The sequence below is a fragment of the Butyrivibrio sp. YAB3001 genome (assembly GCF_900112195.1).
Classification (GTDB): Bacteria; Bacillota; Clostridia; order Lachnospirales; family Lachnospiraceae; genus Butyrivibrio.
Genome location: NZ_FOKR01000006.1, coordinates 65,957 through 83,709, shown reverse-complemented (window position 1 = coordinate 83,709; position 17,753 = coordinate 65,957). Strand labels below are relative to the sequence as shown.

Here is a 17,753-nt window from a genome sequence, read left to right as displayed (position 1 = left end):
GTTTGTTATCAGTATAGTGGGAAAACAAAAATGTTAGAGAATATGCCAAATAATATTACCGGGCTTCGCGTAGCGATGCACAATCTTGGATGTAAAGTAAACAGTTATGAGATGGATGTAATGGGAATCAAGCTTAAAGAAGCAGGATGCATTATAGTTCCTTTTACAGAAGAAGCAGACATTTACATTATAAATACCTGTACAGTTACCAATATTGCTGACAGAAAATCCAGACAGATGCTTCACAAGGCGAAAAAAGAAAATCCCGGAGCTGTTGTTGTGGCTGTTGGATGCTATGTGGAAACAGGCATGGATGGCGTTAAAAAGGATGAGTGTATAGATCTTGCTGTGGGCAATAATAAAAAATCTGAGATTGTCGACATTCTTAATTCCTTTTTTGAAGCAAGAGCGGATTTTGATGACAAAACACTTGGTGGCAAGTCAGTGATTGATATCAATAAGACTCATGAATACGAAAGTATGACTTTATCTGAGCTTCCTGAACACACAAGGGCTTATATAAAGATTCAGGATGGATGCAATCAGTTCTGTACTTATTGTGTTATTCCTTATGCAAGAGGAAGAGTCAGAAGCCGTGATGAGAAAGAAATAATTGAAGAAATAAAGGGACTTATTCAGAAAGGCTGTAAAGAAGTTGTTTTGACCGGGATTCATATCAGTTCTTACGGAGTTGATAAGGGTGAGTCAAGGCTTGTTGAACTTATTGAAAGCATAAATGACCTTTCCGGAATCGAAAGAATAAGAATAAGTTCTCTGGAACCAAGAATCATCACTCCGGAAAATACTAAAAGACTTGCTGCGGTTAGTAAACTGTGCCCGCATTTTCATCTTTCCCTGCAGAGTGGATCAAATTCTGTGCTTAAGCGAATGAACAGACATTATACGGCAGAGGAATTTAAAGAAGGCGTAAGGCTTCTTAGAGAGGCTTTTGACAGACCGGCGATTACTACGGATATTATTGTTGGATTTCCTGGGGAGACAAAAGAAGAATTTGATGAGTGCTGTCAGTTTGCAAGAGATATAGATTTTTACGAAATGCATGTATTTAAGTATTCACCTAGAAAAGGAACTGTTGCGGCTGAGATGAAGGAACAGCTGACTGATAGGGAAAAATCCGAGAGAAGTGATGTCCTTATCGATATGTCAAAAGCGCAGTCTGAATGTTACAGAAATTCATTTATAGGTGAGAAAGTTGGAATCCTTTGGGAAGACAGTGAGGAAATCAAAGGAAGAAAATATATGATCGGTCTTACTGACAGATATGTCAGAGTTGCTGTTTCAGAGGACGATCTCCGTTTTGATAATGCAGTGTCCGGGACGATAACCCATGAGATAGTCAAAGGATTTCTTAATGCCGATACATTGCTTATTTAAGGTGCTTAGTGTAAAATTAGGGGTAGAGCATTTGGTGATTTTATGAATTCTCATTTGATTATATAAACTATTGTCTATAGAGGAGAAGGCTATGGCAGATCAGGATTTAGGAAATACCCAATATTTTAAAGTAGAAGTTGAACCGGAAACGGGTGTGAAAAAAGTTCTTTCAGTGGTTTATGATGCTCTTTTGGAGAAGGGCTATAATCCTGTGAACCAGATTGTTGGATACATTATGTCCGGAGATCCTACTTATATCACAAGTCATCAGGGGGCAAGGAGCCTTATAATGAAGGTTGAGAGAGATGAACTTGTTGAGGAGATGCTTACAGAGTACATTAAGAGTAACGGCTGGGCTCGTAAGTAATAAGTGATGTGGGGGTGAAACATTAATATGGGGACATCCCTGATATCATGGAAGGAATTTTGAAATGCGAATAATGGGGCTTGATTACGGCTCAAGGACAGTAGGTGTTGCTATTAGTGATGAACTTTTACTTACTGCTCAGGGGAAAGAAATAATCCGTAGAAAAGAAGAAAACAAGCTTAGAAAAACACTAGCGCGCATAGAGGAGCTTATTCAGGAGTATGGGGTAGAGAAGATTGTTTTGGGGCTTCCGCTCAATATGGATGAGTCGATTTCTGAGCGCTCAGAGTTATGCCTTGAGTTCAAAGAAAAGATAGAAAGACGAACAGGACTTCCCGTAATAATGTGGGATGAGCGGCTTACAACTGTAGAAGCTGACGAAATAATGGATGAAGCTGGAATCAGAGGCAAACAGCGTAAAGAATATGTGGACATGATTGCAGCGCAGATAATTCTTCAGGATTATCTGGATAACAGAGACAAAGCCTAAAGAAAGGCTGATGGTGGTAGATTTGGAAAAAATATATTTTAGTCCGGACGGAGAAGAACCGGTAGAATTTTATTGTTTGGAACAGACAGTTATAGGTGCAAAAACGTACCTTTTAGTTACTGATGAAGAAGATGGCGACGGAGAGGCGCTTATTTTGCGTGACGACTCCGGAAAAGAAGACGAGCAGGCGCTTTACGTGATTGTGGATGATGACCGGGAACTTGATGCAGTTGCCGGTGTATTCCGTAAGCTCCTTGCTGAAGATGATATAGATTTAGATATTTAACGGGAAATAATGTTTAATATTTATTTCTATATCTCTGCCTAAAAGTGGAGGAAATAATTTGAGCAAAAAGAAAATTGAAAATGCATCCAAGCTGCAGATCATCCCGTTGGGAGGTCTTGAGCAGATTGGAATGAATATCACTGCCTTCAGATATGAGGACAGTATTATTGTAGTGGATTGTGGATTATCATTCCCGGATGATGACATGCTTGGAATTGACCTGGTAATCCCGGATATTACTTATCTGCAGGATAATATTGATAAGGTCAAAGGTTTCGTGATAACACATGGTCACGAGGATCATATTGGCGCGCTTCCATATGTGCTCCATGAGCTTAGTGTCCCTGTTTATGCAACAAGGCTTACAATGGGAATCATTGAACATAAGCTTGAAGAGCATAATTTATTGAAGAACACAAGAAGAAAGGTTGTCAAATTCGGACAGTCTATCAATCTTGGGCAATTCAGAGTGGAATTCATAAGAACGAACCATTCTATTGTTGATGCGGCTGCGCTTGCTATTTATTCACCTGCGGGAACAGTTGTGCATACGGGCGACTTTAAGGTGGATTATACACCTGTGTTTGGTGATCCGATTGATCTTCAGCGATTTGCTGAGATCGGTAAAAAGGGTGTTCTGGCTCTTATGTGTGATTCTACTAATGCTGAGAGACCTGGATTTACAGCATCTGAGCGTACTGTAGGAAGAGCTTTGGATACGCTTTTTGATGAGCATGAGAACAACAGAATTATTGTTGCTACTTTTGCGTCTAATGTAGACAGAGTTCAGCAGATCATCAATACGGCTCATAAATGCGGCAGAAAAGTTGTGGTTGAAGGCCGCAGCATGGTCAGCATTATTGATATTGCTCAGAAACTTGAATGTATTAAGATTCCTGAGAATACACTTATTGATATAGATAATCTCAAAGACTACCCTGAGAATAAGACTGTTATCATAACTACAGGAAGTCAGGGTGAGAGTATGGCTGCTCTCAGCAGAATGGCTAGCGGACAGCATAGAAAATTAACTATTGGCGCAGGTGATACAGTTATCTTTTCATCACACCCGATACCGGGCAATGAGAAGGCTGTAACAAATATTATAAATGAGCTTCAGATGAAGGGTGCAGATGTTATATTCCAGGATGTGCATGTTTCAGGACATGCATGTCAGGAGGATATTAAGCTTATCTATACTCTTGTTAAGCCTAAATATGCGGTTCCTGTACATGGTGAATACAGACATCTGATTGCGCAGGCAAATATTGCAAGAAATCTTGGCATAGAAAAAGAAAATATATTTATTCTTCACTCCGGAGAGGTTTTGGAGCTTGATGATGAAAGCGCAAAGGTTAAGGGGAAAGTGCCGGTTGGTGCTATCCTTGTAGATGGACTTGGAGTTGGCGATGTAGGAAATGTAGTACTTAGAGATAGACAGCATTTGGCAGAAGATGGTATTGTAATAGTTGTATTTGGTCTGGATAGAGAAAGTGGACAGCTTGTATCAGGGCCAAGTATTGTTTCAAGAGGCTTTGTATATGTGAGAGAATCCGATAAGCTCATTGATGATGCTACAGATCTTGTTTTGGATGATGTCACTGAGGCGCTTGATAAGGGAATTACAGACTGGGGCAAGCTTAAGAGCATTGTTAAGGATGCACTTAGCGACTATATTTGGAAAAAGACAAAGAGAAGACCTATGATCATGCCTATTATTATGGACACGAACATATAATTGGTCTTGGAGATTACAAGGATGAATTTAAGAAAAATCGGCTTAGGACTGCTGGATGCTATTGTTAAGATCGCGTTTGTTATAGTGGTCGTGACGCTGATAAGCAAGTATTCGAAAATTGCATATAATTATGGCTATCATATTTTTAACCAGATTCCTGTATCATCCGGTACGGGAAGAACAGTGAAAGTAACTATCTCCAGCGGTGATGGCGCCAGTGAGATAGGCGAGAAGCTGGCAAGTGTTGGACTCATTACGGACAAAAATCTATTTAGGCTGCAGGAGCAGTTTTCAGATTATCATGGATTAGAAGTTCCCGGAACATATGAGCTTAGTACAGCAATGACACCAGAGGAAATGCTTCAGATCATGGCTGCAAATTCTTCGGATGAATCCGGCACATCTGCTTCAGGTTCTGATAATAGTTCATCGGAAGAAAAAGATGTTTCCGGTGAAACAGCAGAAAGTTCAGAGGAATCAAATGGTGGTTGAGCAGGATAGAATGAAGGCTTTTATCAATTCACTTGATAAAGGGAATATCGCATATCTTGATGAACTTGAAAAAGAGGCTATTCATAATGACGTGCCTATCATCCGTAAAGATACACAGGCACTTTTGAAATTTCTGATGTCCTATTCAAAGCCTTTAAATATACTTGAGGTTGGCTGCGCAGTTGGATTTTCAGCCCTTTTGATGGCTGAGTATTCATCTAAGGATACCAGGATTACAACAATAGAGAAGTATGAGAAACGCATTCCTGTTGCCAAAGAAAACTTTAGCAAATACGACACTGATCATAAAATCACACTTCTTGAAGGCGATGCTATGGATATATTAAAAACGCTTTCACCGGGGTATGATTTTATTTTTATGGATGCTGCAAAGGGACAATATATAAATTTCCTTCCTGAATGCCTCAGAATCCTGAAGACAGGAGGAATCTTAGTGTCAGATAATGTCCTTCAGGATGGCGATGTGATTGAATCAAGGTTTGCTGTGACAAGAAGAGATCGCACGATTCATGCGAGAATGAGAGAGTATCTATATGAACTTAAGCATAATGACAGTTTAAATACAGTAATACTTACTGTCGGCGATGGAATGACTCTTTCTGTGAAACTGTAGTTTTTAGTTATTATTACGGAGATTTTATGAGAAAACCAGAATTACTAATTCCGGCTAGTAGCCTGGAAGTATTAAAAACGGCTGTTATTTTTGGCGCGGATGCGGTGTATATCGGAGGCGATGCCTTTGGACTAAGGGCAAAAGCCAAGAATTTTAGCCATGATGAAATGAAGGCGGGCATTGAATTTGCTCATGAACATGGTGTAAAAGTGCATGTAACAGTAAATATCCTTGCGCACAATTATGATCTTGATGGTGTCGAGGAGTATTTACATGAGTTAAAAGAACTTAAGCCGGATGCGCTTATAATTGCAGATCCGGGTATTTTTACCAAGGCTCGCAGAATCTGCCCTGAGATTGATATTCACGTATCAACACAGGCTAACAATACCAACTATGAAACATATAATTTCTGGTATGGACTTGGCGCCAAGCGTGTGGTTGCTGCCAGAGAATTATCACTTAATGAAATAAAAGAGATTACGTCAAAAACACCTGATGATCTTGAGATGGAGTGCTTTATCCATGGTGCGATGTGCATATCCTATTCCGGAAGGTGCCTTCTTTCCAATTACTTTACCGGAAGAGATGCTAATAAAGGCGCCTGCACACATCCTTGCAGATGGAAATACTCAATTGTTGAGGAAAAAAGACCGGGTGAATATCTTCCTGTCTATGAAAATGACAGAGGAACTTATATATTCAATTCAAAAGATCTGTGCATGATAGAACATATTCCTGAGCTTGTGGATGCCGGAGTTGACAGCTGCAAGATAGAGGGACGCATGAAGACAGCGCTCTATGTTGCCACTGTTGCAAGGACTTACAGAAAGGCAATTGACGATTTCTTTGAATCAGAAGAGAAATACAGAGAAAACATGCCATGGTATCTTGATCAGATTTCCAAGTGTACTTATCGCCAGTTTACAACGGGGTTCTATTTTGGAAAGCCTAGCGATGAAGCACAGATATATGATAATAATACTTATGTTAATGAGTACATATATCTTGGAATCGTTAATGAGATAGATAACAGAGGTTATGCTAAATTCGAGCAGAGGAATAAGTTTTCTGTTGGTGATGAGATAGAAATAATGAAGCCTGATGGAACTGATGTTAAGGTTAAAGTTGAGGCTATGTTTGCTGAAGACGGAACACCTGTAGAGTCCTGCCCGCATTCTAAACAGACTTTATATGTAAAGCTTTCACATACACCTGAAGTATATGATATTTTACGAGTAAAATCATAAGGCTTTTTTCAAATATACATGGTAATAAAAGTTGCAATTCATTTTCGTTGTTTGTAAGGCGCGTGAATTGCAACTTTTTTATAATTGTAACTTTAATGAAGTTGTTGTAATATGTAACGGAAACATTGATATAACATTTCATATTTCGAAAGGAATCAAGACCTAAATGGGGAACAAAGTGAATGTTGAAGAGATTTTTGGGCAGAATGTTTTTACTCTTTCTAAGATGAGAGAGCGCCTTCCCAAAAATGTTTACAAAGAGGTAGTAAGCGTAACAGAGCATGGTGGTGAGCTTTCTAAAGAATCTGCCGATGTGGTGGCAAATGCTATGAAAGAGTGGGCTGTGGAAAATGGCGCCACACATTATACACATTGGTTTCAGCCACTGACAGGAATAACTGCTGAGAAGCATGATTCTTTTGTTGGCTCTGCTGATAAAGATGGCAGGATGATAACTTCTTTTTCCGGAAAAGAACTTATAAAGGGTGAGCCTGACGCATCATCTTTCCCATCGGGAGGACTTCGTGCAACATTTGAGGCAAGAGGTTATACAACCTGGGACATTACATCACCGGCATTTTTAAAGGAATCGGGTGCCGGAGTAACACTTTGCATTCCTACAGCTTTTTGTTCATATACAGGAGAGGCACTTGATAAAAAGACTCCCCTTCTTCGTTCTATGGAGGCTATTAATAAGCAGGCACTCCGTATCGTCAGACTTTTCGGCAATACAACAGCAACTAAAGTAAACGTATCTGTAGGTCCTGAGCAGGAGTATTTCCTTGTGGATTGGGATAAATCCATGAAGAGAGAGGATCTTATTTTTACAGGAAGAACACTGTTTGGCGCACCGGCTCCTAAGGGGCAGGAGATGGAGGATCATTATTTTGGTGTTATTCGTGAAAAAGTTGGAGAGTTCATGAATGACCTTAATGTGGAACTTTGGAAACTTGGCGTTCCTGATAAGACACAGCACAACGAGGTTGCACCAGGACAGCATGAGCTTGCTCCGGTTTATGAGACTGCAAATATAGCTGTCGATCATAACCAGATCATTATGGAAACTATGAAGAGAGTTGCTGAGCATCATCATATGAGATGTCTTTTGCATGAGAAGCCTTTTGCTGGTGTTAATGGATCAGGTAAGCATGATAACTGGTCTCTTTGCACCGATGATGGTATAAATCTTCTTGATCCGGGTGATACTCCTAACAAGAATATTCAGTTTTTGTTTGTTCTTGCATGTATTCTTAAAGCGGTTGATACACACGCAGATCTTTTAAGACAAAGTGCTGCGGATGTTGGGAATGACCACAGACTTGGCGCAAATGAAGCTCCGCCTGCAATTATCTCAGTTTTCCTTGGAGAACAGCTTGAGGATGTTGTAAGACAGCTCATTGAGACAGGTGTTGCTAAATCAAGTAAAAAAGGCGGAAAGCTCAGAACCGGCGTTTCAACTTTGCCTCAGTTTGAGAAGGATGCAACAGACAGAAACCGTACATCACCATTTGCTTTTACTGGAAATAAGTTTGAGTTCAGAATGGTTGGCTCATCAGATTCAATGGCAAGCTCTAACACAACACTTAATACAATTGTTGCGCAGGCTTTCTGTGAAGCTGCTGACAAGCTTGAAGTGGCTGAGAATTTTGACGAGGCTGTGCATGATCTTATTAAAGAATATCTTACAGATCATCAGAGAATTATTTTTAATGGAGACGGATATTCAGAAGCATGGCTTGAAGAAGCTGCAAGGAGAGGGCTGCCTAATATAGCATCAACTATTGAAGCGGCAGATATGCTTGTTACCAAGAAAGCTATAAATCTTTTTGAGGATTTTGGGGTTTATACCAAGACAGAGCTTGAGTCAAGAAGAGAAATCATTTTTGAAAACTATGCAAAGACAATCAATATTGAAGCTCTTACTATGATTGATATGGCTTCCAAGCAGATCATCCCTGCAGTTATGAAATATGCAGGAAGACTTGCTACTGATGTAAATGCTATTACTGCAGCCGGAATAGATGCTTCAGTTGAGACTGAAGAGTTGAAAGAAATCCAGATCAACCTTTCAAAGATGAAAAAGGCTTTGGATGAATTGAAGACTCTTGAGAAAAAAGCTTCAGCAATTCAGGATCAGAGAGAGCTTGCTTTCTTCTATAAAGATGAGGTAAGACCTGTTATGGCAGCACTTAGAGAACCAGCAGACCAGCTTGAGATGCTTGTTGACAAAAAAGACTGGCCATTCCCTACATACGCTGATCTATTATTTGAGGGCTGAATCTTGGATTGACTTTATTTTGATTGAAACTGCATAGATGCGTATTTACTGCCGTGTTTCAGCAATAATGAAAGAGTGATAATAGTGCTGTTGTTCAATATTGGTATATTGGGCAACAGCAATTTTATGGAATAGTTCATTAAAAAAATATAATTTTTTGAAAAAAGTGCTTGCATTTTTAGAAGAATATGCGTATAATTAATTCTTGTCCGATGGGCTATCGCCAAGCGGTAAGGCAACGGACTCTGACTCCGTCATTACGAAGGTTCGAATCCTTCTAGCCCAGCTAAGAAACGAGATTGGAAACAATCTCGTTTTTTTCGTTATATGAGAAAATGATTTGTTCAAAGGCTTTTTGGGAGGAAACAAATGTACAGCTTTAATTCAAGAATCAGATACAGTGAAGTGGACAGTAATGCGATTCTTACCCTTGAATCATTGATAGATTATTTTCAGGACTGTTCAACATTTCAGACGCAGGATGGTCCGGCGACAATGGAATATCTCAGGGAAAGAAATATTGCCTGGGTGCTTTCTTCGTGGCAGATTGAGATAAACAGGCTTCCAAGGCTGTGTGAGGAAGTTACAATTGGTACAGTGCCGTATATGATAAAAGGCCCGCTTGGGCTTCGAAACTTTTTTATGGATACATATGAAGGTGAGAGGCTTGCAGTGGCAAATTCTGTGTGGACTCTATACGATTTTGAAAAGGGATTGCCTTGCAGGGTTACACCTGAAATAATTGAGGCTTACCCGGTCGAAGAAAAACTTGATATGGTTTATGAGAATCGTAAGATTGCTGTTCCGGAGGGGGAAAGACTTTCCTGTGAAGAGATATTGGTAAGGAAACATCACCTTGACACCAATAATCATGTGAATAATGGTCAGTACATCAGAATGGCGATGGATTGTCTTTCTGATAATGCTAAAAATATCACTTCTATGAGAGCAGAGTATAAGAAACAGGCAGTTCTTGGAGATACTCTTTATCCTGAGCTTATTAGAACTTCAAGTGATGGTTACAGCATATATACGGTGAGCCTTAATGATGGAAATGCATCACCTGTTTGTGTGGTACAGTTTAAAACAATTTGATATTATGATAATAGGAGCATGTGGATCAGCATGTGGATTGAAAGGACGGAAAAGACATATGATTAAAATTGGCGAGAAGCAGGAACTAACAGTTGTAAAAAAGGTTGACTTCGGAGTTTACCTGGCAGAAGAGAATACACCTGAGGATAAGGTTCTTTTACCAGTAAAGCAGGTGCCGGCAAACACTTCAGTAGGTTCAAAGATTGAGGTGTTTATTTATAAAGACTCTTCTGACAGACTTATAGCAACAACTAAAACACCTAAGATTATGGTTGGTGATGTCAGAATGCTTAAGGTTAAGGAACTCTGCAAAATTGGCGCTTTTATGGACTGGGGGCTTGAAAAAGATGTTCTCATGCCATTTAGAGAGCAGACACGAAAGGTTAAGGCAGGAGAAGAAGTTCTTTGCGCACTTTACGTTGACAAGAGCGGAAGGCTTGCAGTAACTATGAACGTATATCCATACCTTCGCAGTGACAGCCCATATTCCAAAGATGATAAAGTCATGGGCACTGTTTATGAGCTTAGCGATAACTTTGGTGCATTTGTCGCTGTGGACGATATTTATTCAGGACTTATACCTAAGAAAGAATTATATGGTGATGTTAAGATAGGTGATGTAGTAAATGCGAGGATTACATCTGTAAAAGACGACGGAAGGCTTGACCTTAGCCTTCGCGAAAAGGCATATCTTCAGATGGATGCAGATGCGCAGAAACTTATGGATATGATCCACCAAAACGGAGGAAAGCTTCCTTTTACTGACAAAGCTGATCCTGCTCTTATAAGAGAAAGAACTCAGATGAGTAAAAATGAGTTTAAACGTGCAGTTGGAAGACTTCTTAAGGAAAAGAAAATAGTGATAAACGAGGATTCGATAGATGAATTATAAGAGAGCAAACAGAGCGTTTCTATACATGATTCTTTCGACTATTGGTCTGGTAGTGGTGATTTCACTGTGGTATCTTAGCGGTGGAAGCAGTATTTCTATTCTTATGAACAATGTTTTGAGTGAAGGAGTTGTGCTGATACCTGCAGTTGCGGCAGTCCTTTACAGCGGAGAGAAATTATCTACCCTCATCCCGTTTCATAAGATAAGAATATCGTCATTGTTTCTTATAGTTGTATATGTTTTTGCTCTTTTTCCGCTTGTGGCATTTGTGAATTCAGTATCCATGCTTTTTGTGGAAAACACAGTATCTGCAATAAGTCAGGATGTGCTTGCCATGCCGATGTGGAGCATGATCCTTGCAATAGGTATTTTTGGACCATTTGTTGAGGAAATTGTTTTTAGAGGTGTTATCTTACAGTCATATCAGAGGACAGGAAGAATAATTGGTTCAATTGTTTTGTCTTCTGTGTTGTTTGGAATGATGCATATGAATTTTAACCAGTTTGCATATGGAGCAGTTATGGGAATAATGCTTGCACTTTTGGTTGAAGCAACGGGAAGTGTACTCTCATCATTTATTGCACATGCTGTTTTCAATACTGTTGAAGTGGTTATGATGTTTTCATCAAGAGATGTTATGAGCAGCGCTTCTGAGATGGCATCTGATTATCTTGATTTTTTTGACGGAACAATCTCAACAATTATATATCATGTTTATTTATTTATAATTGCGGCGATTTTCACGGTTATTGCAGTGGTGATAATGAGGAAAATAGCTTCAATAGAGGGAAGGCTTGAATTTATAAACAGTATTCCGGGGTGTAAGAAACAGGGATACAAACTTTTGACCTTGCCACTTGCCATTGCAATTGTGATATGCGTAAGTTATATGATATTTACATTAAGAATATAAAAGTATTAACAACAAGGCACCCGTAGTCATGAGACTACGGGTGCCTCTATTCGAATGGTCTCAGATCCTGATATCGAAATTGGCGCCAATATCTGGATTTACTGACAATTCTGCTGCGGAGTCTATAGTTGATACTAGCGCTTCTCCAGCGCTCTCCATAGTATCCAGACTCTTGGACAGCATAGCCACGCCAACGTCATTCAGGAGTTTGTTCTGAGATAGAGCCATTGATAAAGCGGGAATATCCATAAAAACACCTCCTGTGCGTAATACTTACCAGAATGATGACCATTCTGTGCACCTTTTCACTTTATCTTTGTGTTTATATCGGCAAGTAGATTTAAAAGATTAATGCATCTTTACTGCTTTCTCATACCAAAAAAGCAAATTGGTTTTTGTGAGATTTTACCAAGAAACTAAAAAAATGTACAAAAAACGCCTTTGTGATGCTAGATTTTTTTGTACATTTATATTAAAATGTCATTAGTTTTTATTATCGCAGTGCTTTTTACTGCAGAAAGAGTGACAAATGATTTCAAACCAGATTCTCCAGAATACAATCGATGGGCTTAAAACAATTGCGCATGTTGAGCTTTGCGTGCTGGATATAGACGGAAAGGAAGTGGCATCCACTGTATCAGATATTGGAAATGTTTCTGCTTCAGCCAGGGATTTTGTGGGTTCTCCTGCAGATTCTCAGGAAATACAGGGATACCAGTATTTTAAAATATATGATGAACAGCAGCTTGAGTATATTTTAGTATGTACCGGAAGCGGCGAGAATACCTATATGCTTGGCAAGATGATAGCATATCAGATACAGAGCCTTCTTGTTGCATATAAGGAGCGCTTTGACAAGGATAACTTTATCAAGAATCTTTTGCTGGATAACCTGCTTTTGGTTGATATTTACAGCAGAGCTAAGAAATTGCATATTCAGACCGATGCCAAAAGAGTTGCAATGATAATCGAGTCAGTCAATGGTAGGGATAATAATGCCCTTGAGCTTACAAGAACTTTCTTTGGAAATGGCAATGACTTTGTTACTGAGGTTGACGAAGATAACGTAATAGTGGTAAAAGATGTTAGTGACATCATGAAACCATCAGATATATCCAAAGCTGCAGAGGAAATGCTCACAACCCTTGAAAAAGAAGGACTGAGCGGTGTAAGAGTAGCATATGGAACAGTTGTCGGGGAAATCAAGGAAGTCAGCAGATCTTATAAAGAAGCCAAGATGGCTCTTGATGTCGGAAAGATATTCTTTGATGATAGAAAGGTAATCTGTTACAGTGAATTAGGAATTGGAAGACTTATCTACCAATTACCAATACCACTTTGCAAGATGTTCATTAAGGAGATATTTGGCGGAAGAAATCCTGATGATTTTGACCAGGAGACACTTACTACTATTGATAAATTTTTTGAGAACAGTCTTAATGTTTCAGAGACTTCAAGGCAGCTTTTCATTCATCGTAATACACTGGTTTACAGACTGGACAAGCTGCAAAAGAGTACAGGACTGGATTTGAGAGTTTTTGATGATGCGATCACTTTTAAGATTGCGCTTATGGTTGTCAGGTACATGAAATATATGGAGAAATTTACCTGATTAGTTTTATACTAATGACCATTTTCGGGGGAGTATTATGGAAAGAGCATATAAAAGAAAAAGAATGAGCAGGCAGATACCGGAGGATGAGGTTATCACGCTTGAAAACGTGACCAAATCTTATTCTACGGGTGCGCCTGCATTAAATGGAATCACCCTTCACATTAAGAGGGGTGAATTTGTTTTTATAGTTGGTGACAGTGGTTCGGGCAAATCAACGCTTATAAAGCTATTGCTACGAGAGCTTGTTCCGACTGACGGAGAGATTACGGTTTTAGGATATAATCTAAAACGTATCAAGCATCACAAGATTCCTAAGTTCAGGAGAAATCTAGGCATAGTTTTCCAGGATTTCAGACTGCTCAAGGACAGGAATGTCTACGAGAATGTGGCTTTTGCCCAGAGAATCGTACAGACACCTGCAAGAGAGATAAAGAGAAATGTGCCTTCAATACTGGCGACCGTCAATCTTGCGGGCAAATATAAAAATAAAATAAACCAGTTATCAGGAGGCGAGCAACAGAGAGTTGCACTGGCGAGGGCTTTGGTCAATAAGCCTACAATTCTTTTGGCGGATGAGCCTACCGGAAACCTTGACCCTAATAATTCATGGGAAATCATGAAATTAATGGAGCAGATCAATGAAAATGGCACAACTGTTATCGTGGTAACGCATAACAGAGAAATTGTTAATGCCATGAAGAAAAGAGTTATCACCATGAAAAAGGGCGTCATTATAGAGGACGAGGAAGAAGGTATGTACATCGATGAGGATTAGTAGTTTCTTTTACACTATTGGACAAGGTTTTAAAAATCTCGGCAGAAATAAGTGGTACACACTTGCATCAGTGGCCACTATAAGCGCTTGCCTTTTTTTGTTTGGTATTTTTTATTCGATAATTACCAATTTCCAGCATGTGGTAAAAACGGCAGAAGAAGGGGTTTCAGTAACTGTGTTTTTTAATGAAGGGACTACTGAGGACCAGATTCTGGCGGTGAAGAGTGATCTGGAAAGGCGTTCTGAGGTAAGAACTATTGAGTATATCTCAGCGGAGGCTGCATGGCAGAGCTTTAAGGACGAATATCTTGGAGAGTATGCTGATGGCTTTACTGAGAACCCTCTTGCAGATTCAGCCAATCTTCAGATTTATTTGAATGATGTTTCCATGCAGGGAGCACTGGTAACCTATGCGGAATCCATAAGCGTAGTAAGGTCTGTTAACCGTTCGGAAGTAACGGCCAATACACTTAGCGGCATCAACAAGCTTATTGCGTATGTTTCAGTTGGTATTATTGTGATACTTTTACTGGTTTCTATATTCCTTATAAGCAATACAGTCACAATGGGTATTTCAGTCCGTAAGGATGAGATCAACATTATGAAATACATTGGTGCGACGGACTTCTTTGTAAGAGCGCCGTTCGTTGTCGAGGGTATTCTTATTGGAGTTATCGGTTCTGTTATTCCGCTTGTTATTGTTTATTTTGTTTATACAAAGGCAATCGGTTATGTAGCATCCAAATTTTCGATGCTTAGTTCATTATTGAATTTTCTGCCTGTCGATGTAATTTACAATAAGCTTGTTCCAATCTCGTTTATTATCGGAATTGGAATTGGTTTCTTTGGTAGTTTCACAACTGTAAGAAAACACTTACATGTTTGATTAGTTATTGGAGTGACTGAACAGTAACTATAAATATTGACAGGAAGTTGAGCTGATTTGAATAGATTATTTAAGTGGAAAAAAATAATAGTATATGGAATTCTTTTTGTGATTTTGCTTACTTTTTTGAACGACAGGACTGTGATCGTATCTAAGGCTGATGTTACTGAGGAGAGTATCAAAGCTAAGGAAAATCAGATTTCTAATGCCAAAAAAGAAAGAGATTCTTTGAAAAGTGCGAAGACGGATCTGGAAAAAGTAAAAAAACAGCTTGAAAGCAGCAAGTCTGATCTTAACAATTATATCAGTAAGATTGACGCATCGCTGACTGATGTACAGGAAAAGATTGATAATCTTACCAATCAGATTTCTGAAAAAGAGCAGCAGATCGATACCACAACGAGAGAACTTGAGGAAGCTGAGTTTATTCAGCTTAATCAGTATGAGTCGATGAAGAAGAGAATCAAGTTCATGTATGAACGTGGCAATACTATTTATTTTGAACTTTTGATACAATCCGGAAGTTTTGCTGATATGCTGAACAAAGCGGATTATATTGAAATGCTTTCTTCTTATGACAGACAAAAGCTTAATGAATACATAGAAACAACAAGACTTATTACACTTACAAAAGAAGCTCTTATTGAGGAAAAAGCAACTCTTGATGAGGCAAAAAATCAAAGAGAATCTGAACAGGCAAATCTTGAGGCGCTACTTAAACAAAAAAGTGATGAATTATCTTCTGTAAAAGCCGATATAAAAGATAAGGAAGCAGCGATCAAAGAATACGAAGATGAGATCAAGGCTGAAAATGCAGCTATTGCCGCTCTTGAAAAGGAAGTTGAAGCAGATAAGGCATCACTTTACAGCAAATACAAGTATGATGGCGGTATGTTCACCTGGCCATGCCCGAAGTATACCAGAATTTCTGATAATTATGGAATGAGAATGCATCCGACTCTGAAAGTTGAGAAGATGCATAATGGTATTGACCTTGCAGCACCTGCGGGATCCGCTATTCTTGCAGCATATGACGGGGCTGTCGTTGCAGCGGATTATAATGGAACCATGGGTAATTATATTATGATAAATCATGGTAATGGCCTCTATACAGTATATATGCACTGCTCAGCTCTTTACGTAAAGAAGGGACAGGACGTGACCGCGGGAACCAAGATTGCAGCTGTAGGTTCCACCGGAAGGTCTACTGGTAATCATCTCCATTTTGGAGTACGCTTAAATGGAGCATATGTCAGCCCTTGGAATTATCTTAAGTAAAAGAAAACAGAGGTTAAAAAAGTGGATTTTAACTATAATGATCAGGATCAGAATCAGGTAATTAATGTTGAACAGCTCAAGCAGGCTGAAAAAGAAAATAATTCCAGATTAACAAGACGATTTATTTCAGGAATTCTTATCGGGGTTTTAGTTTCTTCGTTGGTTATCAGTGGAGTTGCTTTGTTTTTGGTTTATTCCGGCAGGAAGGACAGTCCTGCGTTGACTGCTGGAAGCAGTGACCTGATAACTGATGAATTAATGCTAAAGATTCAATCACTGGAAAGTGTGATTGATAATTACTATTACAAAACTGAGGTTGATAAGCAGGCAGAAGCCGATGGTATTTATAAAGGGCTTATGGATTCTTTGGGCGATCCTTACACAGTGTATTACACTGAATCGGAGCTTGAAGAAATGATGAATGACACCAAGGGTATTTATTTTGGAATTGGTGCATATGTCAGCTATGATTCCACATTAAAGATGGCAAGAATATCAGGCGTTATGCCTGGAAGCCCTGCAGAACAGGCCAAGTTGTGCATTGATGATATTATTTATGAAGTGGATAATGAGTCCACACAGGGCTTATCTTTGGATGAAGTAGTAAGCCGCATAAAGGGTGAAGCCGGAACAAAGGTGCATTTAACTCTGGTAAGGACGGGAGAAGCTGATAATATCGAAGTTGATGTTATCAGAGCACAGATTGAAGTGCCTACTGTAAGTACTGAAGTTTATGATGATAATATAGGCTATATTAAGATTAGTGAGTTTGATGATGTTACCTACAATCAGTTTGTAGAGGGGATGACTGAATTAAGATCTAAAGATATCAAAGGGCTTATAATTGACCTTAGGTCTAATCCGGGAGGAAATCTATCTACTGTTTGCGATATAGCAAGAGAATTATTGCCGGAGGGACTTATTGTTTATACTGAGGACAGAGACGGGAAAAGAGAGAACTATACCTGCGATGGAACAAAACAGATAGATATTCCGGTGGTAGTTCTTGTTAATCAGTATTCTGCCAGCGCATCTGAGATTCTTTCCGGAGCTATCAAGGATTATAAGCTTGGCAAACTTGTCGGAAAGACGACTTATGGTAAGGGAATTGTGCAAAGAATCTTTGACCTGAGAGATGGTACGGCTGTGAAGATAACGGTAAGCAGTTACTTTACACCAAACGGAATAAATATTCACGGAGTGGGAATAGAACCTGATGTGGAGGTTGATTTTGATTCCGAAGCTTATGCAGAAGATAAGACCGATACCCAGCTTGATAAGGGAATCGAAGTAATGAAAGATTTGCTTGACAAATAAAAACATAAATAGTAACATACATGACTGTGTCAGTTTTGGCACAGTCTTTTTT

18 protein-coding genes and 1 tRNA gene are annotated in these 17,753 nt (G+C 39.2%); 18 read left to right on the top strand and 1 reads right to left on the bottom strand.

What is annotated here, in order from left to right:
- The first annotated feature begins 30 nt into the window (after positions 1 to 30).
- From mtaB to BM086_RS08325, 13 genes are all read left to right on the top strand, one after another.
- On the top strand, positions 31 to 1,395 hold the full coding sequence (gene mtaB / locus BM086_RS08385) for a tRNA (N(6)-L-threonylcarbamoyladenosine(37)-C(2))-methylthiotransferase MtaB (RefSeq protein ID WP_092325569.1): 1,365 nt from the start codon (positions 31 to 33) through the stop codon (positions 1,393 to 1,395).
- 91 nt (positions 1,396 to 1,486) lie between these two features.
- The gene (locus BM086_RS08380) at positions 1,487 to 1,762 is read left to right on the top strand and encodes an IreB family regulatory phosphoprotein (protein ID WP_092325568.1); all 276 of its coding nucleotides are present in this window, start codon (positions 1,487 to 1,489) and stop codon (positions 1,760 to 1,762) included.
- A 64-nt stretch (positions 1,763 to 1,826) separates the two neighbouring features.
- Positions 1,827 to 2,252 carry a Holliday junction resolvase RuvX gene (gene ruvX, locus BM086_RS08375; RefSeq protein WP_092325567.1) on the top strand — a complete coding sequence of 142 codons (426 nt, stop codon included), beginning with the start codon at positions 1,827 to 1,829 and terminating at the stop codon, positions 2,250 to 2,252.
- A gap of 22 nt (positions 2,253 to 2,274) precedes the next feature.
- Positions 2,275 to 2,538 (top strand): DUF1292 domain-containing protein, encoded by a 264-nt coding sequence (locus BM086_RS08370; RefSeq protein ID WP_442857333.1) that lies wholly within the window; start codon positions 2,275 to 2,277, stop codon positions 2,536 to 2,538.
- 58 nt (positions 2,539 to 2,596) lie between these two features.
- On the top strand, positions 2,597 to 4,276 hold the full coding sequence (locus BM086_RS08365; protein ID WP_092325565.1) for a ribonuclease J: 1,680 nt from the start codon (positions 2,597 to 2,599) through the stop codon (positions 4,274 to 4,276).
- 21 nt (positions 4,277 to 4,297) lie between these two features.
- A complete protein-coding gene (locus BM086_RS08360; protein WP_092325564.1) occupies positions 4,298 to 4,768 on the top strand; it encodes an endolytic transglycosylase MltG in 471 nt (156 codons plus the stop codon).
- The gene (locus BM086_RS08355; RefSeq protein WP_442857334.1) at positions 4,761 to 5,402 is read left to right on the top strand and encodes an O-methyltransferase; all 642 of its coding nucleotides are present in this window, start codon (positions 4,761 to 4,763) and stop codon (positions 5,400 to 5,402) included. Before BM086_RS08360 ends, BM086_RS08355 begins: the two co-directional genes overlap by 8 nt.
- 26 nt (positions 5,403 to 5,428) lie before the next feature.
- Positions 5,429 to 6,652 (top strand): peptidase U32 family protein, encoded by a 1,224-nt coding sequence (locus BM086_RS08350; protein WP_092325562.1) that lies wholly within the window; start codon positions 5,429 to 5,431, stop codon positions 6,650 to 6,652.
- A 166-nt stretch (positions 6,653 to 6,818) separates the two neighbouring features.
- A complete protein-coding gene (locus tag BM086_RS08345; protein ID WP_092325561.1) occupies positions 6,819 to 8,930 on the top strand; it encodes a glutamine synthetase III family protein in 2,112 nt (703 codons plus the stop codon).
- Positions 8,931 to 9,143: 213 nt separating this feature from the next.
- Positions 9,144 to 9,216: transfer RNA gene (locus BM086_RS08340), tRNA-Gln, on the top strand.
- 83 nt (positions 9,217 to 9,299) lie between these two features.
- Positions 9,300 to 10,025 (top strand): acyl-[acyl-carrier-protein] thioesterase, encoded by a 726-nt coding sequence (locus BM086_RS08335; protein ID WP_092325560.1) that lies wholly within the window; start codon positions 9,300 to 9,302, stop codon positions 10,023 to 10,025.
- Between the two features lie 58 nt (positions 10,026 to 10,083).
- Complete coding sequence (locus BM086_RS08330; protein ID WP_092325559.1) at positions 10,084 to 10,917, top strand: CvfB family protein; 834 nt, start codon at positions 10,084 to 10,086, stop codon at positions 10,915 to 10,917.
- Positions 10,907 to 11,830 (top strand): CPBP family intramembrane glutamic endopeptidase, encoded by a 924-nt coding sequence (locus BM086_RS08325; protein ID WP_092325558.1) that lies wholly within the window; start codon positions 10,907 to 10,909, stop codon positions 11,828 to 11,830. Before BM086_RS08330 ends, BM086_RS08325 begins: the two co-directional genes overlap by 11 nt.
- Positions 11,831 to 11,890: 60 nt before the next feature.
- On the opposite strand, the gene BM086_RS08320 is transcribed toward BM086_RS08325, so the two are convergent.
- Positions 11,891 to 12,079: a YjfB family protein gene (locus BM086_RS08320; protein WP_092325557.1), complete on the bottom strand. Its 189-nt coding sequence runs from the start codon at positions 12,077 to 12,079 to the stop codon at positions 11,891 to 11,893.
- Positions 12,080 to 12,359: 280 nt separating this feature from the next.
- On the opposite strand from BM086_RS08320, the gene BM086_RS08315 reads away from it, so the two are divergent.
- The 5 genes from BM086_RS08315 to BM086_RS08295 are packed head-to-tail and all read left to right on the top strand — an operon-like array spanning position 12,360 to position 17,701.
- Complete coding sequence (locus BM086_RS08315) at positions 12,360 to 13,442, top strand: PucR family transcriptional regulator (RefSeq protein ID WP_092325556.1); 1,083 nt, start codon at positions 12,360 to 12,362, stop codon at positions 13,440 to 13,442.
- A gap of 37 nt (positions 13,443 to 13,479) precedes the next feature.
- On the top strand, positions 13,480 to 14,220 hold the full coding sequence (gene ftsE, locus BM086_RS08310; protein WP_175560168.1) for a cell division ATP-binding protein FtsE: 741 nt from the start codon (positions 13,480 to 13,482) through the stop codon (positions 14,218 to 14,220).
- The gene (gene ftsX / locus BM086_RS08305; RefSeq protein WP_092325555.1) at positions 14,210 to 15,106 is read left to right on the top strand and encodes a permease-like cell division protein FtsX; all 897 of its coding nucleotides are present in this window, start codon (positions 14,210 to 14,212) and stop codon (positions 15,104 to 15,106) included. Before ftsE ends, ftsX begins: the two co-directional genes overlap by 11 nt.
- Before the next feature lie 57 nt (positions 15,107 to 15,163).
- Positions 15,164 to 16,384, top strand: coding sequence for a murein hydrolase activator EnvC family protein (locus BM086_RS08300; protein WP_092325554.1), 1,221 nt, complete (start codon positions 15,164 to 15,166; stop codon positions 16,382 to 16,384).
- Between the two features lie 21 nt (positions 16,385 to 16,405).
- The gene (locus tag BM086_RS08295; protein ID WP_092325553.1) at positions 16,406 to 17,701 is read left to right on the top strand and encodes a S41 family peptidase; all 1,296 of its coding nucleotides are present in this window, start codon (positions 16,406 to 16,408) and stop codon (positions 17,699 to 17,701) included.
- The last annotated feature ends 52 nt before the right edge of the window (positions 17,702 to 17,753 follow it).

What these genes read in the sequence shown, in the direction of transcription:
- BM086_RS08325 (WP_092325558.1), top strand. Translation starts at nt 10,907, where the DNA reads ATGAATTATAAGAGAGCAAACAGAGCGTTTCTATACATGATTCTTTCG.
- BM086_RS08380 (WP_092325568.1), top strand. Translation starts at nt 1,487, where the DNA reads ATGGCAGATCAGGATTTAGGAAATACCCAATATTTTAAAGTAGAAGTT.
- mtaB (WP_092325569.1), top strand. Translation starts at nt 31, where the DNA reads ATGTTAGAGAATATGCCAAATAATATTACCGGGCTTCGCGTAGCGATG.
- BM086_RS08360 (WP_092325564.1), top strand. Translation starts at nt 4,298, where the DNA reads ATGAATTTAAGAAAAATCGGCTTAGGACTGCTGGATGCTATTGTTAAG.
- ftsE (WP_175560168.1), top strand. Translation starts at nt 13,480, where the DNA reads ATGGAAAGAGCATATAAAAGAAAAAGAATGAGCAGGCAGATACCGGAG.
- BM086_RS08350 (WP_092325562.1), top strand. Translation starts at nt 5,429, where the DNA reads ATGAGAAAACCAGAATTACTAATTCCGGCTAGTAGCCTGGAAGTATTA.
- BM086_RS08315 (WP_092325556.1), top strand. Translation starts at nt 12,360, where the DNA reads ATGATTTCAAACCAGATTCTCCAGAATACAATCGATGGGCTTAAAACA.
- BM086_RS08335 (WP_092325560.1), top strand. Translation starts at nt 9,300, where the DNA reads ATGTACAGCTTTAATTCAAGAATCAGATACAGTGAAGTGGACAGTAAT.
- ruvX (WP_092325567.1), top strand. Translation starts at nt 1,827, where the DNA reads ATGCGAATAATGGGGCTTGATTACGGCTCAAGGACAGTAGGTGTTGCT.
- BM086_RS08320 (WP_092325557.1), bottom strand. Translation starts at nt 12,079, where the DNA reads ATGGATATTCCCGCTTTATCAATGGCTCTATCTCAGAACAAACTCCTG.
- BM086_RS08345 (WP_092325561.1), top strand. Translation starts at nt 6,819, where the DNA reads ATGGGGAACAAAGTGAATGTTGAAGAGATTTTTGGGCAGAATGTTTTT.
- ftsX (WP_092325555.1), top strand. Translation starts at nt 14,210, where the DNA reads ATGAGGATTAGTAGTTTCTTTTACACTATTGGACAAGGTTTTAAAAAT.
- BM086_RS08330 (WP_092325559.1), top strand. Translation starts at nt 10,084, where the DNA reads ATGATTAAAATTGGCGAGAAGCAGGAACTAACAGTTGTAAAAAAGGTT.